Annotated in this window: 11 protein-coding genes; 5 read left to right on the top strand and 6 right to left on the bottom strand. The window is 73.9% G+C overall.

All coding sequences use genetic code 11. The features are described from left to right. Positions 1-38: 38 nt before the first annotated feature. From G7063_RS10290 to G7063_RS10310, 5 genes are read right to left on the bottom strand one after another with little or no spacing between them, the layout of a single operon-like run. Positions 39-1,103 carry a hypothetical protein gene (locus G7063_RS10290; protein WP_166414309.1) on the bottom strand — a complete coding sequence of 355 codons (1,065 nt, stop codon included), beginning with the start codon at positions 1,101-1,103 and terminating at the stop codon, positions 39-41. Further along, positions 1,100-2,209, bottom strand: coding sequence for a tRNA 2-thiouridine(34) synthase MnmA (mnmA, locus tag G7063_RS10295; protein WP_206188139.1), 1,110 nt, complete (start codon positions 2,207-2,209; stop codon positions 1,100-1,102). The genes G7063_RS10290 and mnmA overlap by 4 nt, the downstream gene beginning before the upstream one ends. Further along, a complete protein-coding gene (locus tag G7063_RS10300; RefSeq protein WP_166414310.1) occupies positions 2,206-3,489 on the bottom strand; it encodes a cysteine desulfurase family protein in 1,284 nt (427 codons plus the stop codon). The genes mnmA and G7063_RS10300 overlap by 4 nt, the downstream gene beginning before the upstream one ends. Before the next feature lie 56 nt (positions 3,490-3,545). Then, positions 3,546-4,520 carry an electron transfer flavoprotein subunit alpha/FixB family protein gene (locus G7063_RS10305; protein WP_166414311.1) on the bottom strand — a complete coding sequence of 325 codons (975 nt, stop codon included), beginning with the start codon at positions 4,518-4,520 and terminating at the stop codon, positions 3,546-3,548. A gap of 11 nt (positions 4,521-4,531) precedes the next feature. Continuing rightward, positions 4,532-5,341 (bottom strand): electron transfer flavoprotein subunit beta/FixA family protein, encoded by an 810-nt coding sequence (locus G7063_RS10310; protein WP_166414312.1) that lies wholly within the window; start codon positions 5,339-5,341, stop codon positions 4,532-4,534. Between the two features lie 176 nt (positions 5,342-5,517). Between G7063_RS10310 and glgX the strand changes: the two genes are divergently transcribed. The 5 genes from glgX (at position 5,518) to glgB (ending at position 15,353) form a co-directional block, all read left to right on the top strand. After that, a complete protein-coding gene (glgX, locus tag G7063_RS10315) occupies positions 5,518-7,701 on the top strand; it encodes a glycogen debranching protein GlgX (protein WP_166414313.1) in 2,184 nt (727 codons plus the stop codon). Between the two features lie 101 nt (positions 7,702-7,802). After that, on the top strand, positions 7,803-9,920 hold the full coding sequence (locus G7063_RS10320; RefSeq protein ID WP_370520703.1) for an alpha-1,4-glucan--maltose-1-phosphate maltosyltransferase: 2,118 nt from the start codon (positions 7,803-7,805) through the stop codon (positions 9,918-9,920). Further along, positions 9,917-11,680, top strand: a complete 1,764-nt coding sequence (gene treS / locus G7063_RS10325; protein WP_166414314.1) for a maltose alpha-D-glucosyltransferase — start codon at positions 9,917-9,919, stop codon at positions 11,678-11,680. Before G7063_RS10320 ends, treS begins: the two co-directional genes overlap by 4 nt. A gap of 11 nt (positions 11,681-11,691) precedes the next feature. Beyond that, positions 11,692-13,098, top strand: coding sequence for an aminoglycoside phosphotransferase (locus G7063_RS10330; protein WP_240916036.1), 1,407 nt, complete (start codon positions 11,692-11,694; stop codon positions 13,096-13,098). A gap of 71 nt (positions 13,099-13,169) precedes the next feature. Beyond that, positions 13,170-15,353: a 1,4-alpha-glucan branching protein GlgB gene (gene glgB, locus G7063_RS10335; RefSeq protein WP_166414315.1), complete on the top strand. Its 2,184-nt coding sequence runs from the start codon at positions 13,170-13,172 to the stop codon at positions 15,351-15,353. Between the two features lie 68 nt (positions 15,354-15,421). On the opposite strand, the gene G7063_RS10340 is transcribed toward glgB, so the two are convergent. Next, on the bottom strand, positions 15,422-16,366 hold the full coding sequence (locus G7063_RS10340; RefSeq protein WP_166414316.1) for a tetratricopeptide repeat protein: 945 nt from the start codon (positions 16,364-16,366) through the stop codon (positions 15,422-15,424). Positions 16,367-16,370: the final 4 nt, after the last annotated feature.

Below are 16,370 nucleotides of genomic sequence, written 5' to 3' on the forward strand. Positions count from 1 at the left end.
GCGCCTGTCGTGCTGAGCACCCGACCGGGCGGCCACGCTCAGCCTGCTGCGCGCTCCGCAAGGAGCAGGGCGGCGCGCCGCAGCGTCCGGCCCGAGGCCCTCACGTCCTCGACCGACCGCCGCGGCGGCGGGACCGGGTCGACGCGCACGGTCCCGAGCGACTCGTGGAGCACGACGCGCGCCAGGTCCGCCGCAGGCAGGCCGATGCGCCGCCACGGTTCCGCGACGAGCTCGGCAAGCCCGCGCACGTCGGGGCCCGCGCACGACGACACCCGAGCAGGACCGAGGCCCTGCCACAGCTCGACGCCGCGCTCGACGGCATGCGCGACGGTCTCCCAGCGCCGTTCGTCCCACGGACCCACGTCGAGTCCGACGCCGTCGGCCCCCGCGAGCACCACGGGAGCCACTCCCCCGTGCGCCGTGCCCACGTGGACGACGACGCGCGCCCCGGCACCGTGCACCGCCGACACGACAGGCTCGAGCACCTCGAGCACCCGCGGCCGCGGCACGGCGCGCAGACGTTCGTGCCCCGAGAACGACGGCACGACTCCGGCGATGACCTGCCCGACGAGCGGCTCGGCGAGGAGCACGGTCACGCGGGCGCCCGGTGCCTGACGACGTACGTCGGCGACGTGCCGCGCGAGCGACTCCGCGAGCGACGCGCCGAGCTCCGTCACGGCTCCCGGGTCGCCGAGCGCGCGGTCGCCGCGTGCGAGCCACAGCGACGCGGCGAGCGACCACGGACCCACCGCCTCGAGGACGAGCTCGCCCGACCAGCCGGACGCCGCGATCGAGAGCGCATCGAGGTCCTCGCGCCCGAAGGCGAGCGCCCGCTCGAGGTCGACGCCCGGCCGGTCCGCGAGGCGCCAGCCGTGCGGACCGAGCTCGACGGGCAGGCCCTCGAGGAGCGCGGCCGTCCGTCCGACCCTGTCGGCACCCGGGCCACGGTGCTCGAGGGCCGGGAAGGTCACGAGCGAACGCACCTCGGCCGGAGCGTCGTCGGCGTCGCCGAGCAGCGTGAGCAGAGCCTCGAGCGGCTCCGTCCCGGGCCACGCGAGGGGTGCTGCGGCGCCGGGATAGGGCGGGACACCGTCCGGCGTCATGCGACGGCGCCCACGGCTGCCCGCCGCCCCGCCGACGTCACTGTCGCCTGCCCGAGCACGCGCGTGCCGTCGTACACGACGAGCGACTGCCCTGCCGCGACACCGCGCAGACGCTGGTCGCCGAGCTCGGCGACGAGCTCGGCGCCGGTCCACGTGATGCGCGCGGGCACGGGCGTGCCGTGGGCGCGCACCTGGACCTCGGCGTCGATCCCCGTCGACGGGTCGACGTCGTCCGCGAGCCAGACCGTGCGGTCGCCCGCGACACGGTCGACCGTGAGGAGCTCTGCCGCGCCGACGATCACCTGGTTGGTGTCCGGGCGGACCTCGAGCACGTAGCGCGGCCTGCCGTCGGCCGCGGGGCGGCCGAGGTGGAGGCCGCGGCGCTGCCCGACGGTGTACGCGTACGCGCCGTCGTGCTCGCCGACGACCTGTCCGGAGTCGTCGAGGATCTCGCCGGTCTGCGCACCGAGCCGCGAGCGCAGGAAGCCCTGTGTGTCGCCGTCGGCGACGAAGCAGATGTCGTAGGAGTCGGGCTTCGTCGAGACGCCGAGGCCGCGGCGCGCGGCCTCGGCGCGGACGTCGGCCTTCGAGGTGAATCCGCCGAGCGGGAAGATCGAGCGCGCGAGCCGCTCCGGTCCCATGACGGCGAGGACGTAGGACTGGTCCTTGTCGGTGTTGGGCGAGCGGTGGAGCTCGCGGCGGCCCGCGACCTCGCGGACCTGCGCGTAGTGGCCCGTCGCGACGGCGTCGAAGCCGAGGGCCGTCGCCTTGTCGAGCAGCGTGTCGAACTTCACGTGCTCGTTGCAGCGCACGCACGGGTTGGGGGTGCGACCGGCCGCGTACTCGGAGAGGAAGTCGGCGACGACGGTCTCCTCGAAGGTCTCCGAGAGGTCCCACACGTAGTACGGGATGCCGAGGACGTCGGCCGCGCGGCGGGCGTCGCCCGCGTCCTCGATCGAGCAGCAGCCCCGCGAGCCCGTGCGCATCTGCGCGCGCTCGCGCGACAGGGCCATGTGCACGCCGACCACCTCGTGGCCGGCCTCGAGCGCGAGCGCGGCCGCGAGCGCGGAGTCGACGCCGCCCGACATGGCGGCGAGGACCCTCACGACGCTACCCCCGCCGACGCGGCAGAGGACGCGGCGGACGACGTGGCCGACGAGGCAGGCCGTCGCGCGGGCGCCGCAAGACCCGCCGCGCGCGCCCGGTCGACGACGCCCGGCAGGACGTCGAGCACGCGCACGACGTCCTCGTGCGTCGACGTCGCGCCGAACGAGAACCGCAGGGCACCACGAGCCTCGTGCTCGGTCATCCCGAGCGCGAGGAGGACGTGCGAGGGCTGCGGCACACCGGCCTGGCAGGCCGAGCCTGTCGACGCCTCGACGCCCGCGGAGTCGAGAAGGTAGAGGAGGGAGTCGCCCTCGCAGCCTGCGAACGTCAGGTGGGCGTTGCCCGGCAGACGGGCGGCGCCACCGTCGGCCGTGCGCGCGTCGAGCGCGGGGCCACGCAGCGTCGCGTCGGGCACGCGCGCGAGGATGCCCGCGACGAGCTCGTCGCGCAGCGCAGCGAGACGGGAGGCCTCGGCCTCACGGTCCGCGACGACCTCGGCGAGCGCGACCGCGAACGCGCGTGCGCCGGCCGCGTCGAGCGTGCCCGAGCGCACGCCGCGCTCCTGGCCGCCGCCGTGGAGGACCGGCACGAGCTCGACCGAGCGGCCGACGACGAGCGCACCGACACCGACCGGCCCGCCGAGCTTGTGCGCCGTCACCGTCATCGCGTCGAGACCGCTCGCGCCGAAGTCGACGGAGACGTTGCCGACAGCCTGGACCGCGTCCGCGTGAACGGGCACACCGTGGGCGTGCGCGAGGCGCACGACGTCCGCGACGGGCTCGACCGTCCCGATCTCGTTGTTCGCCCACATGACGGAGACGAGCGCGGTCTCCTCGGCGTGCGCGGCGAGCTCGGCCGCGAGCGCGTCGAGGTCGAGCCGCCCCGTGCCGTCGACGGGCAGGAGGACGATCTCTGCTCCCGCGTGCTCCGCGAGCCAGAACGCGGGGTCGAGGACCGCATGGTGCTCGACGGCGGAGACGAGGACGCGCGTGCGCTCGGGGTGCCCCGTGCGGCGCGCCCAGAAGAGTCCCTTGATCGCGAGGTTGTCGGCCTCGGTGCCGCCCGCGGTGAGGACGACCTCGCTCGGGCGCGCGCCGAGCGACGCCGCGATGGACTCGCGCGCCTCCTCGACGACGCGCCGCGCGGCGCGGCCCGCGGTGTGTAGGGACGAGGGGTTGCCCACGACCGCGAGCTGCGAGGTGTACGCCGCGACCGCCGCGGGCGACATGGGGGTCGTCGCGGCGTGGTCGAGATAGGCGGGAGGGGTCACGGACCCCATCCTACGAAGGACGCCGCGACCCCCGTGCAGGGGGTCGCGGCGTCCGGACGCGAGACTCAGGCCTGACGTGCCCGCAACGCGGCCGCGGCCTGCGGCAGCACGGTCGCGAGGTCGCCGACGACCGCGAAGTCGCAGATCTCGAAGATCGGGCACTCGGGGTCGGAGTTCACCGCCACGATGACCTCTGACGCCTGCATGCCGCCCCGGTGGTGGGGAGCCCCGGAGATGCCCGCGCCGATGTAGAGGTGCGGGGTGATGGTCACGCCGGTCTGGCCGACCTGCGCGTCGTGCTCGATCCAGCCCTCGTCGACAGCGTCGCGCGTCGCGCCGATCGCCGCGCCGAGCGCGTCGGCGAGCTCCTCGACGGGACCGAAGTCGCCGAAGGTCCCGCGGCCGCCCGCGACGACGACGCTCGCCTCGGCGAGCGGCGGGCGTGCCGACCCCGAGACCTCGTGGAGCGTGCGGGAGACGAGGCGGACACCGCCCGCAGCCGCCTCCGCGGCCGCCGCGTCGAGCGCGACGACGCGCACGACGGGTGAGACCGCGGTCGCCGCAGGCTCGGGGCGCACGGCGTTGGGGCGGACCGTGAGGAGCGCGAGGTCGGTCGTCACGACCGAGTCGACGTCCCACGAGCCGGCGAACACGCGCTTCCAGCCCGCGACGAGGCCCTCGTGCTCGCGGACGCGCGCCGCGTCGATGACGAGGCCCGCACCGGTGAGGTGGGCGAGGCGCGCGAGCACCTCCTTGTTCGCGAAGGTCGCGCGGGCGAGGAGCACGCGCGCGTCGTCGACGACGGGCTCGAGCGCGGCCGCGGCGACGCCCGTGAGGTGCGGCTCGCCGTCGACGTCGAGTCGGACGACGTCCGCGACGCCGTACGCGCCGAGCGCCTCGAGCGCGGCGTCCGACGGGGCGTCGAACGCGACGGCACGGACGGTGCCGAGCGTGCGCGCGACGGTGAGGAGCTCGAGGTCCGGGCCGCGCAGCGCGCCGGAAACGTCGTCGAGCAGGACGACGGAGATGGTGCGGGTCATGGGGTGTCCTCTCAGACCAGGCCGCGGCGGACGAGGAACTCGGCGAGCGCCTCGCCGCCAGAGCCTGCGTCGACGTGGAGCTCGACGGGGGCGCGCTCGGGGCGCGGCTCGGCCGACAGGACGCGCGTGCGCGCCCCGGCCTCCCCGACCTCGGTCGCGTCGACGCCGAGGTCCGCGAGGGTCCACGTCGTCACGGGCTTGGTGCGAGCCGCCATGATGAGCTTGAAGTTCGGGAAGCGGGGCCGGTTGATGTGGTCGTTGACGGAGACGACCGCGGGCAGCGGCGCCTCGAGGACCTCGGTCGCGCCGTCGACGACGCGCTCGACGCGGGCCGTCGCGCCGTCGAGCTCGAGCTTGCCGGCGTTCGTCAGCTGCGGCATGCCGAGCTCTGCGGCGAGCAGCGCGGGGACGACCGAGCCGAGCCCGTCGAGCGCCGCCATGCCTGCGAGGACGAGGTCGACGGGCCCGTCGGCCGCGACCTTGCGCACCGCGGCCGCGAGCACGCGGGCGGTGCCCGCATAGTCGGAGCCCGCGAGAGCGTCGTCGCCGACGTGGACCGCGGTCGTCGCGCCGAGCTGGAACGCGCGTCGCAGGGCGTCGACCGCCTCGGCGGGTCCGACCGTGACGACGACGATCTCGGAGGCCGCACGCTCGGGCTCGTCGAGACCCTCGAGGATCCGGACGGCCTCCTCGACAGGGTGCTCGTCGAGCTCGTTGAGGGAGCCGTCCTCCGCGCCGCGCACGGTGCGGCCGTCCGCGAAGGCGCGGGCGGAGTGGATGTTGGGGACGTGCTTGACGACCACGACGATTCTGCGGGCCATGACGCTGCGAGCCTCCTGGTGGGGCCGGGACCGGACCCGTCGAGGCTATCGTTCCCCGGCGCGGTCGCGTGCGCCGGGTGACGGACGTCCCGTCATCCGGTCGGTGCACGGCGGTAGGATCGACGGTCGACCCCGGCCCGCACCGCGGCGCCTCACGTCCGAGGAGACGCACCACCATGACGACGACCGCCGCCCGTACCGCGCACGACGAGCCGACGCCTCCGCTCGGCGCGCACGTCGTCGCCGGCGGGACGACCTTCGCGGTGTTCGCGTCGCACGCCGACCTCGTCGAGCTGTGCCTCCTCGACCGCGACCCTGCGGCGGCCTCGGGCTGGGCGGAGCGCCGGTTCCCAATGACCCGCGGGACGCGCGGCGTCTGGCACGCGTACGTCCCGGACGTCGGAGACGGCCAGCGCTACGGGTTCCGTGCCCACGGCCGATGGGACCCCCGCGCAGGCCTGCGCCACAACCCCGCCAAGCTGCTCGTCGACCCGTACGCGCGGGGCCTCGAGGGTGAGCTCGACCTCGGTCCCGCGGTCTACGGCCACGTGCTCGACGCGCGCGACGCGGACGGCCTGCAGCTCGCGTCGGACCTCGACTCGCTCGGCCACGTCCCCGTGTCCGTCGTCGTCGACTCGGGCTACCGGCCCACGCCCTCCCGGCCGCGCGTGCCGTGGTCGCGCGCCGTCGTCTACGAGGCGCACGTCCAGGGCCTCACCGCGCACCTGGCGGGCGTGCCGAGCGAGCTGCGGGGCACGTACGCGGGCGTCGCGCACCCCGCGACGATCGCGTACCTGCGTTCGCTCGGCGTGACGACGATCGAGCTCCTGCCGATCCACGCCAAGGTCTCCGAGCCGCACCTCCTCGAGCAGGGCCGCGTCAACTACTGGGGCTACAGCACGCTCGGCTTCTTCGCCCCCGAGCCGTCGTACGCGACGGCCGCCGCGCGCGCACAGGGCCCGACGGCCGTCCTCGACGAGGTCAAGGGCATGGTCGCGCTCCTCCACGAGGCGGGGCTCGAGGTCATGCTCGACGTCGTCCACAACCACACGGCCGAGGGCGGCACGGATGGGCTCCACCTGTCGTGGCGCGGGCTCGACGCGACGGTCCACTACATGCACGACGGCGGCACCCCCGCGCGGTTCGCGGACACGACGGGCACGGGCAACACGCTCGACCACCGGCGGACCCGCCCCGTGCAGGCGGCGCTCGACTCGGTGCGCTACTGGGCCGACGAGATCGGGATCGACGGCTTCCGCTTCGACCTCGCCGTGACGCTCGGCCGGCACCACGACGGCTTCACGAACGTCCACCCGTTCCTCGTCGCCCTCACGACCGACCCGTCGCTCGCGGACGTCAAGCTCGTCGCGGAGCCGTGGGACGTCGGCCCCGGCGGCTGGCAGACGGGCAGCTTCAAGGCGCCGTTCGGCGAGTGGAACGACCGCTACCGCTCGGCCGTCCGCCAGTTCTGGCTCGCGGACGCGCGCGAGCTCTCGCACGGCCGGACGGGCCACGGCCTGCGCGACCTCGCGACGCGCCTGTCGGGCTCGGCGGACCTCTTCGGCCACTCCGACCCGCCGCTCGAGCGCGGCCCGGTCGCGTCGATCAACTACGTCACGGCGCACGACGGCTTCACGATGGCCGACCTCACGCGCTACGACCACAAGCACAACGAGGCCAACGGCGAGGACAACCGCGACGGCACGGACGACAACCGCTCGTGGAACCACGGCATCGAGGGCCCCGACGTCGACGACGCCGACGGCATCGCCGCTCTGCGCCGCCGCTCGCACCGCAACCTTCTCGGCACGCTCCTGCTCTCGGCGGGCACGCCGATGATCACGGCGGGCGACGAGGTCGGTCACAGCCAGCAGGGCAACAACAACGCCTACTGCCAGGACAACGAGCTCACTCAGCTGCGCCTCGACGCGGTCGGGGTCGAGGCCGACCTTCTCGCGACGACGCGGTACCTCCTCGCGCGCCGCGCCGAGCTCGCGGCGCTGCGTCCCGCTCGCTTCTTCCTCGGCCGTCCCTACGAGTCCCGTCCCCACGACGGGCTCGACCTCGCGTGGTACACGGAGGGGGGCACGCAGATGACGCCGGCGGAGTGGTACGACCCGTCGCGCCGTGTGCTGCAGATGGTGCGACGGACGGCGGACGCCGCCGACCCGGCGGTCCTTCTCGTCCTCAACGGCTCGCTCGACGTCGTCGACGCGGCCCTGCCCGAGGGCCACGTCGGCTGGGAGCTCGTGTGGGACTCTTCGTGGGAGCAGCCCGACCAGCGTCTCGAGCCGTTCGAGGACCAGGGCACCGAGCTCGAGCCCCTGAGCATGCGCCTCTACGTCGAGGGTGCGCACTGACGTCGACCTTGCTGGTCACGGTCCCACAACGGTCGCTGCCGGAGGTCTGCGGGTTGCGTGGCGACGCGCGAGCGACACCCCGGACGGACTAGGTTCGACCTGTGAGCAGGAACAAGCGCCCCCGCCCCGTCAGTGCCGCCGCGAGCCAGGGCAGCGTCGTACGCGCAAGTGCGCCGGTCGCCCCCGCCGAGCGCGTCGTGCAGCCCGTCCCCGTGCTCCCGACACCGGTCGGTCGCATCCCCGTCGTCGAGGTCTCCCCGACCGTCGAGCAGGGTCGCTGGCCGGCGAAGGCCGTCGTCGGCGAGGCCGTGCCCGTCCGCGCGACGGTGTTCCGCGAGGGGCACGACGCGGTCGCCGCGACCGCCGTCCTCGTCGCCCCCGACGGGACGGTCCACGCGACCGCCCGCATGGTCGACATCGCTCCTGGCCTCGACCGCTACGAGGCACGCGTCGCCCCTGACGCGCCGGGCGAGTGGACGTTCCGCGTCGAGGCGTGGTCCGACCCGTACGGCACGTGGGCGCACGACGCCGCCGTGAAGATCGCCGCAGGCGTCGACGTCGAGCTCATGCTCGCCGAGGGCGTCCGGCTCCTGGGCCGGGTCCTCGCCGAGGTCCCGCTCGCGGACGCCGACGCCGCGACGGTCGAGCGCGTGCGTACGACGCTCGCGGACACACGCTCGACGCCGCAGGACCGGCTCGCGGCCGCGCTCGCGGACGACGTCCACGACGTGCTCGTCGTCCGCAGCCCCCTGCGCGACCACGTCTCGCCGTCGGCCGACTACCCGCTCGTCGTGAGCCGCGAGCTCGCGCTCGCGGGTGCCTGGTACGAGCTCTTCCCGCGCTCGGAGGGCGCGGTGTACGACGCGACGACGAAGTCGTGGCGCTCGGGCACCCTGCGTACGGCCGCGGAGCGCCTGCCCGGCGTTGCCGCGATGGGCTTCGACGTCGTCTACCTCACCCCCATCCACCCGATCGGCACGACGTTCCGCAAGGGACGCAACAACTCCCTCGAGGCACTTCCGGGCGACCCTGGCTCGCCCTACGCGATCGGCTCGCCCGACGGCGGTCACGACGCGATCCACCCCGACCTCGGGACCTTCGAGGACTTCGACGCGTTCGTCGCGCGCGCCCGCTCGCTCGGCATGGAGGTCGCGCTCGACCTCGCGCTGCAGTGCTCGCCCGACCACCCGTGGGTCGCTGAGCACCCCGAGTGGTTCACGACCCGCGTCGACGGCACGATCGCGTACGCGGAGAACCCGCCGAAGAAGTACCAGGACATCTACCCGCTGAACTTCGACCTCGATCCCGCGGGCCTCGAGGCGGAGATCGAGCGGGTCGTGCGGCTGTGGATCGACCACGGGGTCACGGCGTTCCGCGTCGACAACCCGCACACCAAGCCGCTCGACTTCTGGGAGCGCCTGCTCACGAGCGTCCGGGCGACGCACCCCGACGTGATCTTCCTCGCGGAGGCGTTCACGCGCCCGGCCATGATGCTCACGCTCGCGCGCATCGGCTTCCAGCAGTCGTACACGTACTTCACCTGGCGCAACACCCGCGACGAGATCACGTCGTACCTCGAGGAGGTCTCGGGCGAGGTGGGCTCGGTCATGCGGCCGAGCTTCTGGCCGACGACGCACGACATCCTCACGCCGACGATGCAGCACGGGGGCGAGGAGATCTTCGCGATCCGCGCCGTCCTCGCGGCGACGGGCGCCCCCACGTGGGGCATCTACGCGGGCTACGAGCTGGCCGAGCGCGTCGCGCGCCCGGGCGCCGAGGAGCAGATCGACAACGAGAAGTACGAGTACAAGCCGCGCGACTGGGCCGCGCCCGAGGCCGCTCGCCTCACGGGGCTCCTCACGCGTCTCAACGAGATCCGCCACGCGCACCCCGCGCTGCGCCAGCTGCGCAACCTCACCGTGCACCCGACGACGAACGACCAGGTCGTCGCGTTCTCCTCGCACCTCGACGGCGCGTTCACGGCCGACGGCCGCCCGAACACCGTCATCACGGTCGTCTCGATCGACCCGTGGGGTCCGCAGGAGGCGATGGTCGACCTCGACCTCACGTCGTTCGGTCTCGAGCCCGCGGACGACGACGAGCCCCGCTTCAACGCGCACGACCTGCTCTCGGGCGAGACGTACGCGTGGGGCCGCCGCGCGTTCGTGCGGCTCGAGCCCGGCCGCACCGCCCACGTCATCGAGGTGAGGACGCCATGACCACGCTCCCCCGCATGCCCGAGCCCGCGCCCGTCACGGGCCAGCTCGCTGCCGCGGCGCTGCCACCGCAACGGCGGCCAGAGGTCCCGGCCGTCCCCCGCAAGCTGTCCGACGATCCCGAGTGGTACCGCACCGCGGTCTTCTACGAGGTGCTCGTCCGGGCGTTCGCCGACTCGACGGCGTCGGGATCGGGCGACCTGCGCGGCCTGCTCGACCGGCTCGACTATCTCCAGTGGCTCGGCATCGACTGCCTGTGGCTGCCGCCGTTCTACCCCTCGCCCCTGCGCGACGGCGGCTACGACGTCGCCGACTACACGGCGATCGCGGAGCAGTACGGGACGCTCGAGGACTTCACGGAGCTCATCGAGGCGGCGCACGCGCGCGGCATGCGCGTCGTCATCGACCTCGTCATGAACCACACGAGCGACGCCCACCCGTGGTTCCAGGCCTCGCGCCAGGATCCCGAGGGCCCCTACGGCGACTTCTACGTGTGGGGCGACGACCCGTCGCGCTACGGTGACGCCCGCATCATCTTCGTCGACACGGAGACGTCGAACTGGACGTTCGACCCCGTGCGCCGCCAGTACTTCTGGCACCGCTTCTTCTCCCACCAGCCGGACCTCAACTTCGAGAACCCCGCGGTGCAGGACGCGATGCTCGACGTCGCCCGCTTCTGGTGCCGCGTCGGCGTCGACGGCTTCCGTCTCGACGCCGTCCCCTACCTCTTCGAGGAGGAGGGCACGAACTGCGAGAACCTGCCGCGCACGCACGCGTTCCTCGCGCGCGTGCGGGCCATGGTCGACGCGGAGTTCCCGGGCGTCATCATGCTCGCGGAGGCCAACCAGTGGCCGAACGAGGTCGTCGAGTACTTCGGCACCGAGGACGCTCCCGAGTGCCACATGTGCTTCCACTTCCCCGTCATGCCGCGCATCTACTACGCGCTGCGCGACCAGAAGGCGACGAAGATCCTCGAGATCCTCGCGGACACCCCGGAGATCCCCGCGGGCGCGCAGTGGTCGACGTTCCTGCGCAACCACGACGAGCTCACCCTCGAGATGGTCTCGACCGAGGAGCGCGCGGCCATGTACGGCTGGTACGCGCCCGACCCGCGCATGCGCGCGAACGTCGGCATCCGTCGGCGCCTCGCGCCGCTGCTCGGGGGCTCGCGCAAGGAGATCGAGCTCGCGCACGCGCTGCTGCTCTCGCTGCCGGGCAGCCCGTGCCTCTACTACGGCGACGAGATCGCCATGGGCGACAACATCTGGCTCGAGGACCGCGACGGCGTGCGCACCCCCATGCAGTGGACGCCGGACCGCAACGCGGGCTTCTCGACGGCGGACCCGGGCAAGCTCTACCTGCCCGTCGTGCGCTCGCTCGGGCACACGTACGAGGGGACGAACGTCGAGGCTCAGCTCGCGACGTCAGGATCGCTCCTCCACTGGGTGCACGGCATGCTCACGGTGCGGCGGCGCCATCCCGCGTTCGGCACAGGCGCGTTCGTGCCGGTCGCGGCGGACGACGACTCGGTCCTCGCGTTCCTGCGCACGACGGCCGACGAGACGCTGCTGTGCCTCGCGAACCTCGGTGCGACGGCGCGCGCTACGACGCTCACGCTGCCCGGTCACGCGGGGGCGACGCTCACGGACCTCTTCGGCGGCGCGGTGCTCGGCACGGTCGCGGCCGACGGCACGGTGCGCTGGACGTTCGGGGCGCGCGACTTCCACTGGGCGTCGCTCGTTCCTGCGGCCCCGGCACGCTGAGGGGACCGCTCGTGACCCGTCGCCGCATCGACCTCGCCGACCAGCTCGGCCCGTTCGTCCCCGCGCCCCTGCCGGACGACGCGCAGCTCGCGCTGCTGCGCGCGTGGATGCCTGCGCGCCGCTGGTTCCCCGTGAAGTCGGGGCCCACGACGATCACGCCGTGGCGTTCGTACGGCCTCGCCGACGGCACCGACGCCGTCGTCCACCTGCTGCACGTCACGGGCGGCGAGGTGACGGTCACCGTGCAGGTGCCCGTCGTCGTGCGGCCCGCGGTCGTCCACGCCGTCGGCGAGGACGTGCCGACGGCGTGGATCGGCACGCTCGGCGACGGCACGGACCTGCTCGACGCGTGCGACGACCCGACCTTCTGGCGCGCGTGGCTCGCGCTCGCGCAGTGGGGCGAGGCAGACGCGGCGCCTGCGGACGTGGACCTCGCGGGAGCGCGCATGCTCACGGTCGAGCAGTCGAACACGTCGATCCTCCTGCCCGAGGTCGCGGGCGGCGCGATCCTCAAGCTCTTCCGCACGGTCGCCCGTGGTGCGAACCCGGACGTCGACGTGCCGCGCGCGCTCGTCCAGGCGGGGTGGGACGGCGTGCCCGCACCGATCGCGTGGCTCGAGCTCGCGGGCGACACGGACGTGCCGGGCGAGGCCGATCCGATCGACCTCGGCGTTCTCACCGAGCTCGTGCCGGACGCCTCGGACGGCTTCCAGCTCGCGTGCGCGTACGCGACGGGCGATCTCTCGTTCGCCGAGGACGCGTTCGAGCTCGGGCGCACGATCGCCGGCATGCACGCCGCCCTCCTGCGGGCGCTGCCCGCGGCGGGCCAGACCGTCGGGCTCGCGTGGCAGCGCTCGGAGCTACGCCGCCGGGCGCGCTCCGCGGCCGCGGGAGCAAGCGTGCTCGGGGGCCGGCTCGCGGCCGTCGAGCGCCTCTACGCGCGGCTCGAGGCTCCGGGCGACGGCACGGACCTCCTCGACCTCCAGCACATCCACGGAGACCTCCACCTCGGCCAGGTGCTGCGCGCGGGCGACGGCTCGTGGCGCGTCCTCGACTTCGAGGGCGAGCCGATGCGGCCGCTCGAGGAGCGGCAGCGACCCGACCTGCCGCTGCGCGACGTCGCAGGCATGCTGCGCTCCTTCGACTATGCGGCTGCCGTCGGCGAGGCGACGTCGCCCACGTGGGCGGCCGACGCGCGCGCGGCGTTCCTCGCGGGCTATGCGGACGCGTGCCCGACGCCCGACGGCCTCGCGCACGCGCTGCGTGACGCTCTCGAGCTCGACAAGGCGCTCTACGAGGTCGTCTACGAGGCGAACAACCGCCCAGACTGGCTCGCGATCCCCCTCGGCGCGGTCGACCGTCTGCTCGCCCCGGCCGATCCCCCGACCCCGGAAGGGGACGGCCCCGTGCCCGGGTGACCTGCACCGGGACCCGACTCGCCGGACGTCGGTCCCTCCTCGACCTGCCAGTGCCGTGGAAAGGTAGTGCAATGACCCCGTCCTCCCCCTCGCCGCTCCCCGTCGACGCCGCGCTGCTCGCGGCCGTCGCTGCCGGGCGCCACCACGCCCCGCACTCCGTGCTGGGGCCGCACCTGCACGACGGCACGGTGACGGTCCGCGTGCTGCGGCCGTTCGCCGACGAGGTCCTCGTCGTCACGACCGACGGCGAGCATGCTGCCACGCACGAGCAGGACGGCGTCTGGTGCGTCGTCCTCCCCGTCACGGAGGTGCCCGACTACCGGCTGCGCGTGCGCTACGGCGACGAGGTCACGGACTCCGACGATCCCTACCGCTTCCTGCCGACCCTCGGAGAGCTCGACCTCCACCTCGTGCGCGAGGGTCGTCACGAGACGCTCTGGACGGTGCTGGGCGCGAACCTCCGCACCTACCCGGGCGCGCTCGGCGAGGTTCACGGCACCTCCTTCGCGGTGTGGGCGCCCAACGCGCGTGCGGTGCGCGTCGTGGGCGACCTCAACCACTGGCAGGGCGCGTCGCACGCGATGCGGTCGCTCGGCAGCTCGGGCGTGTGGGAGCTCTTCGTCCCCGGGGTCGGGGCGGGCTCGCGCTACAAGTTCGAGATCCTCGCGCAGGACGGCTCGTGGCGGCAGAAGGCCGACCCCATGGCCAAGGGCACCGAGGTCCCGCCCGCGACGGCGTCCGTCGTGGTCGCGTCGAACCACACGTGGCGCGACGACGCCTGGATGGCACGCCGCGCGCAGACCGACCCGCACACGGGCCCCATGAGCGTCTACGAGGTTCACGTCGGCTCGTGGCGGCCGGGCCTCGGCTACCGCGAGCTCGCGGAGCAGCTCACCGCGTACGTCGTCGAGCAGGGCTTCACGCACGTCGAGCTCATGCCGGTCGCCGAGCACCCCTACGGGCCGTCGTGGGGCTACCAGGTGACGGGCTACTACGCGCCGTCCTCGCGCTTCGGTCACCCTGACGACCTGCGCTTCCTCATCGACCAGCTGCACGCGGCCGGCATCGGCGTCATCCTCGACTGGGTGCCCGCGCACTTCCCCAAGGACGAGTGGGCGCTCGCCCGCTTCGACGGGACGCCGCTCTACGAGGACCCTGACCCGCTGCGCGGCGAGCACCCCGACTGGGGCACGTACGTCTTCAACTTCGGCCGCGCCGAGGTCCGCAACTTCCTCGTCGCCAACGCGACGTACTGGCTCGAGGAGTTCCACGTCGACGGTCTGCGTGTCGACGCCGTCGCCTCGATGCTCTACCTCGACTACTCGCGCAAGCCCGGTCAGTGGCGTCCCAACGCCCAGGGTGGCCGCGAGCACCTCGAGGCCATCGGGTTCATCCAGGAGGCCAACGCGACGGCCTACCGCCGCAACCCGGGCGTCGTCATGATCGCCGAGGAGTCGACGTCGTGGCCCGGCGTCACCGCGCCGACGAGCGCGGGCGGCCTCGGCTTCGGCCTCAAGTGGAACATGGGGTGGATGAACGACACGCTGCGCTACCTCGCCACGGACCCCGTGCACCGGCGCTACCACCACCACGAGGTGACGTTCTCGATGGTGTACGCGTACTCCGAGCAGTTCATGCTGCCCCTCAGCCACGACGAGGTCGTCCACGGCAAGGGCTCGCTGCTGCGCAAGATGCCCGGCGGCGAGTGGCAGCAGTTCGCGGGCCTGCGCGGGCTGCTCGCCTACCAGTGGGCGCACCCCGGCAAGCAGCTGCTCTTCATGGGCTGCGAGATCGCCCAGGGCACCGAGTGGGACGACGCACGCGGGGTGGAGTGGTACCTGCTCGACCATGCGCCGCACGCCGGCGTGCAGTCGCTCGTGCGTGACCTCAACTCGGTCTACCGGGCCGAGGGTGCACTGTGGGAGCGGGACTTCGACCCCGAGGCCTTCGCGTGGCTCGACCCCGACGCGGCGGACGCGAACATCATCGCGTTCCTGCGCCGTGGCACGGACGGGCGCGACGTCGCGGTCGTGGTGAACTTCGCCGACACCATCCACGAGGGCTGGCGCCTGCCTCTGCCCGCGGGCGGCACCTGGACGGAGATCCTCAACACGGACGCTGCCGCGTACGGCGGCTCGGACGTCGGCAACCTCGGCGGGGTCACCGCGGAGGACCAGCAGTGGAAGGGTCAGCCGTTCTCGGTCCAGCTGCGCGTCCCGCCGCTCGGCGCGATCTATCTGCGCCACGAGGCCTGACGGCACGCTTCCCCAGCACGACGACGGCGGCCACCCCCGAGGGGGTGGCCGCCGTCGTCGTGCTGGCGTCAGTACAGGGCGTTCGCGAGGGCGCGGCGGGCCGGGCCGACGCGCGGGTCCTCGGGACCGAGGATCTCGAAGAACTCCACGAGTCGCGTGCGCACCGTCTCCTTGCCCTCGGCGTCGACGGACGGCAAGAGCTCGACGAGGCGCCCGAGGGCGTCGTCGACCTTGCCGCCGGCGAGGTCGAGGTCGGCGACGTCGAGCTGTGCCTGGACGTCCGCGGGGCGCTCGGCCGCGGCCGTCCGGACGGCCGCGAGCTCCATCGTCGCGGTGCGCGCGAGCAGGCGGACGTTGGCGAGGCCGGCCGAGGCGAGCGCGTCGCGCGGGTCCTCGCGCAGTGCCTGCGAGTACGCGGCGATCGCGCCGTCGAGATCGCCCGCCTCGATCGCGTCGTAGGCCTGCTGGTGGAGCGGCGGCAGCGGCTCGGGCTCGGGCTCCGCGGGAGCCTCGTCCGCTGCGGCGGCGCCGTCCGCGTCGCGGCGGCCCGTCACGCCGTTGGCCTCGGCCGCCTGGAGCACCTGGTCGAGCACGCCGGCGACCTGCTCGTCGTCGAGGATGCCCTGGAACAGCGGCACGGGCTGGCCCGAGATGAGCGCGACGACCGACGGCACCCCCTGCACCTGGAACGCCGCGGCGATCTGCGGGTGCGCCTCGACGTCGGCGCGCGCGAGGAGCATGCGGCCCTCGTAGCGGTCGACGAGAGCGCCGAGCGCGGTGCCGAAGCGTGCGACGGCCTCGTCCGTCGGCAGCCACATGAGGACGACGACGGGGACGCGCGCGGAGAGCTCGACGACGTCGCCGAAGGACTCCGTCGTCACGTCGACGACGTTGCCGCCCGCGGCGGGCGCTCCGCCGGGCTCGCCCGGCGGCGGTGCGCTCGGGCGGCCGAGCGACGAGAGGTCGACGGCCCCGCGGACGTCGAGACGGGGGTCGGGCTGCGACTGGCTCATGGCA

The organism is Sanguibacter sp. HDW7 (genome assembly GCF_011300875.1).
GTDB lineage: Bacteria > Actinomycetota > Actinomycetes > Actinomycetales > Cellulomonadaceae > Flavimobilis.

Excerpts from the sequence above, each read along its gene's own strand:
- G7063_RS10305 (WP_166414311.1), bottom strand. The coding sequence starts at position 4,520 with ATGACCCGCACCATCTCCGTCGTCCTGCTCGACGACGTTTCCGGCGCG.
- G7063_RS10340 (WP_166414316.1), bottom strand. The coding sequence starts at position 16,366 with ATGAGCCAGTCGCAGCCCGACCCCCGTCTCGACGTCCGCGGGGCCGTC.
- G7063_RS10290 (WP_166414309.1), bottom strand. The coding sequence starts at position 1,103 with ATGACGCCGGACGGTGTCCCGCCCTATCCCGGCGCCGCAGCACCCCTC.
- G7063_RS10300 (WP_166414310.1), bottom strand. The coding sequence starts at position 3,489 with ATGGGGTCCGTGACCCCTCCCGCCTATCTCGACCACGCCGCGACGACC.
- glgB (WP_166414315.1), top strand. The coding sequence starts at position 13,170 with ATGACCCCGTCCTCCCCCTCGCCGCTCCCCGTCGACGCCGCGCTGCTC.
- glgX (WP_166414313.1), top strand. The coding sequence starts at position 5,518 with ATGACGACGACCGCCGCCCGTACCGCGCACGACGAGCCGACGCCTCCG.
- treS (WP_166414314.1), top strand. The coding sequence starts at position 9,917 with ATGACCACGCTCCCCCGCATGCCCGAGCCCGCGCCCGTCACGGGCCAG.
- G7063_RS10310 (WP_166414312.1), bottom strand. The coding sequence starts at position 5,341 with ATGGCCCGCAGAATCGTCGTGGTCGTCAAGCACGTCCCCAACATCCAC.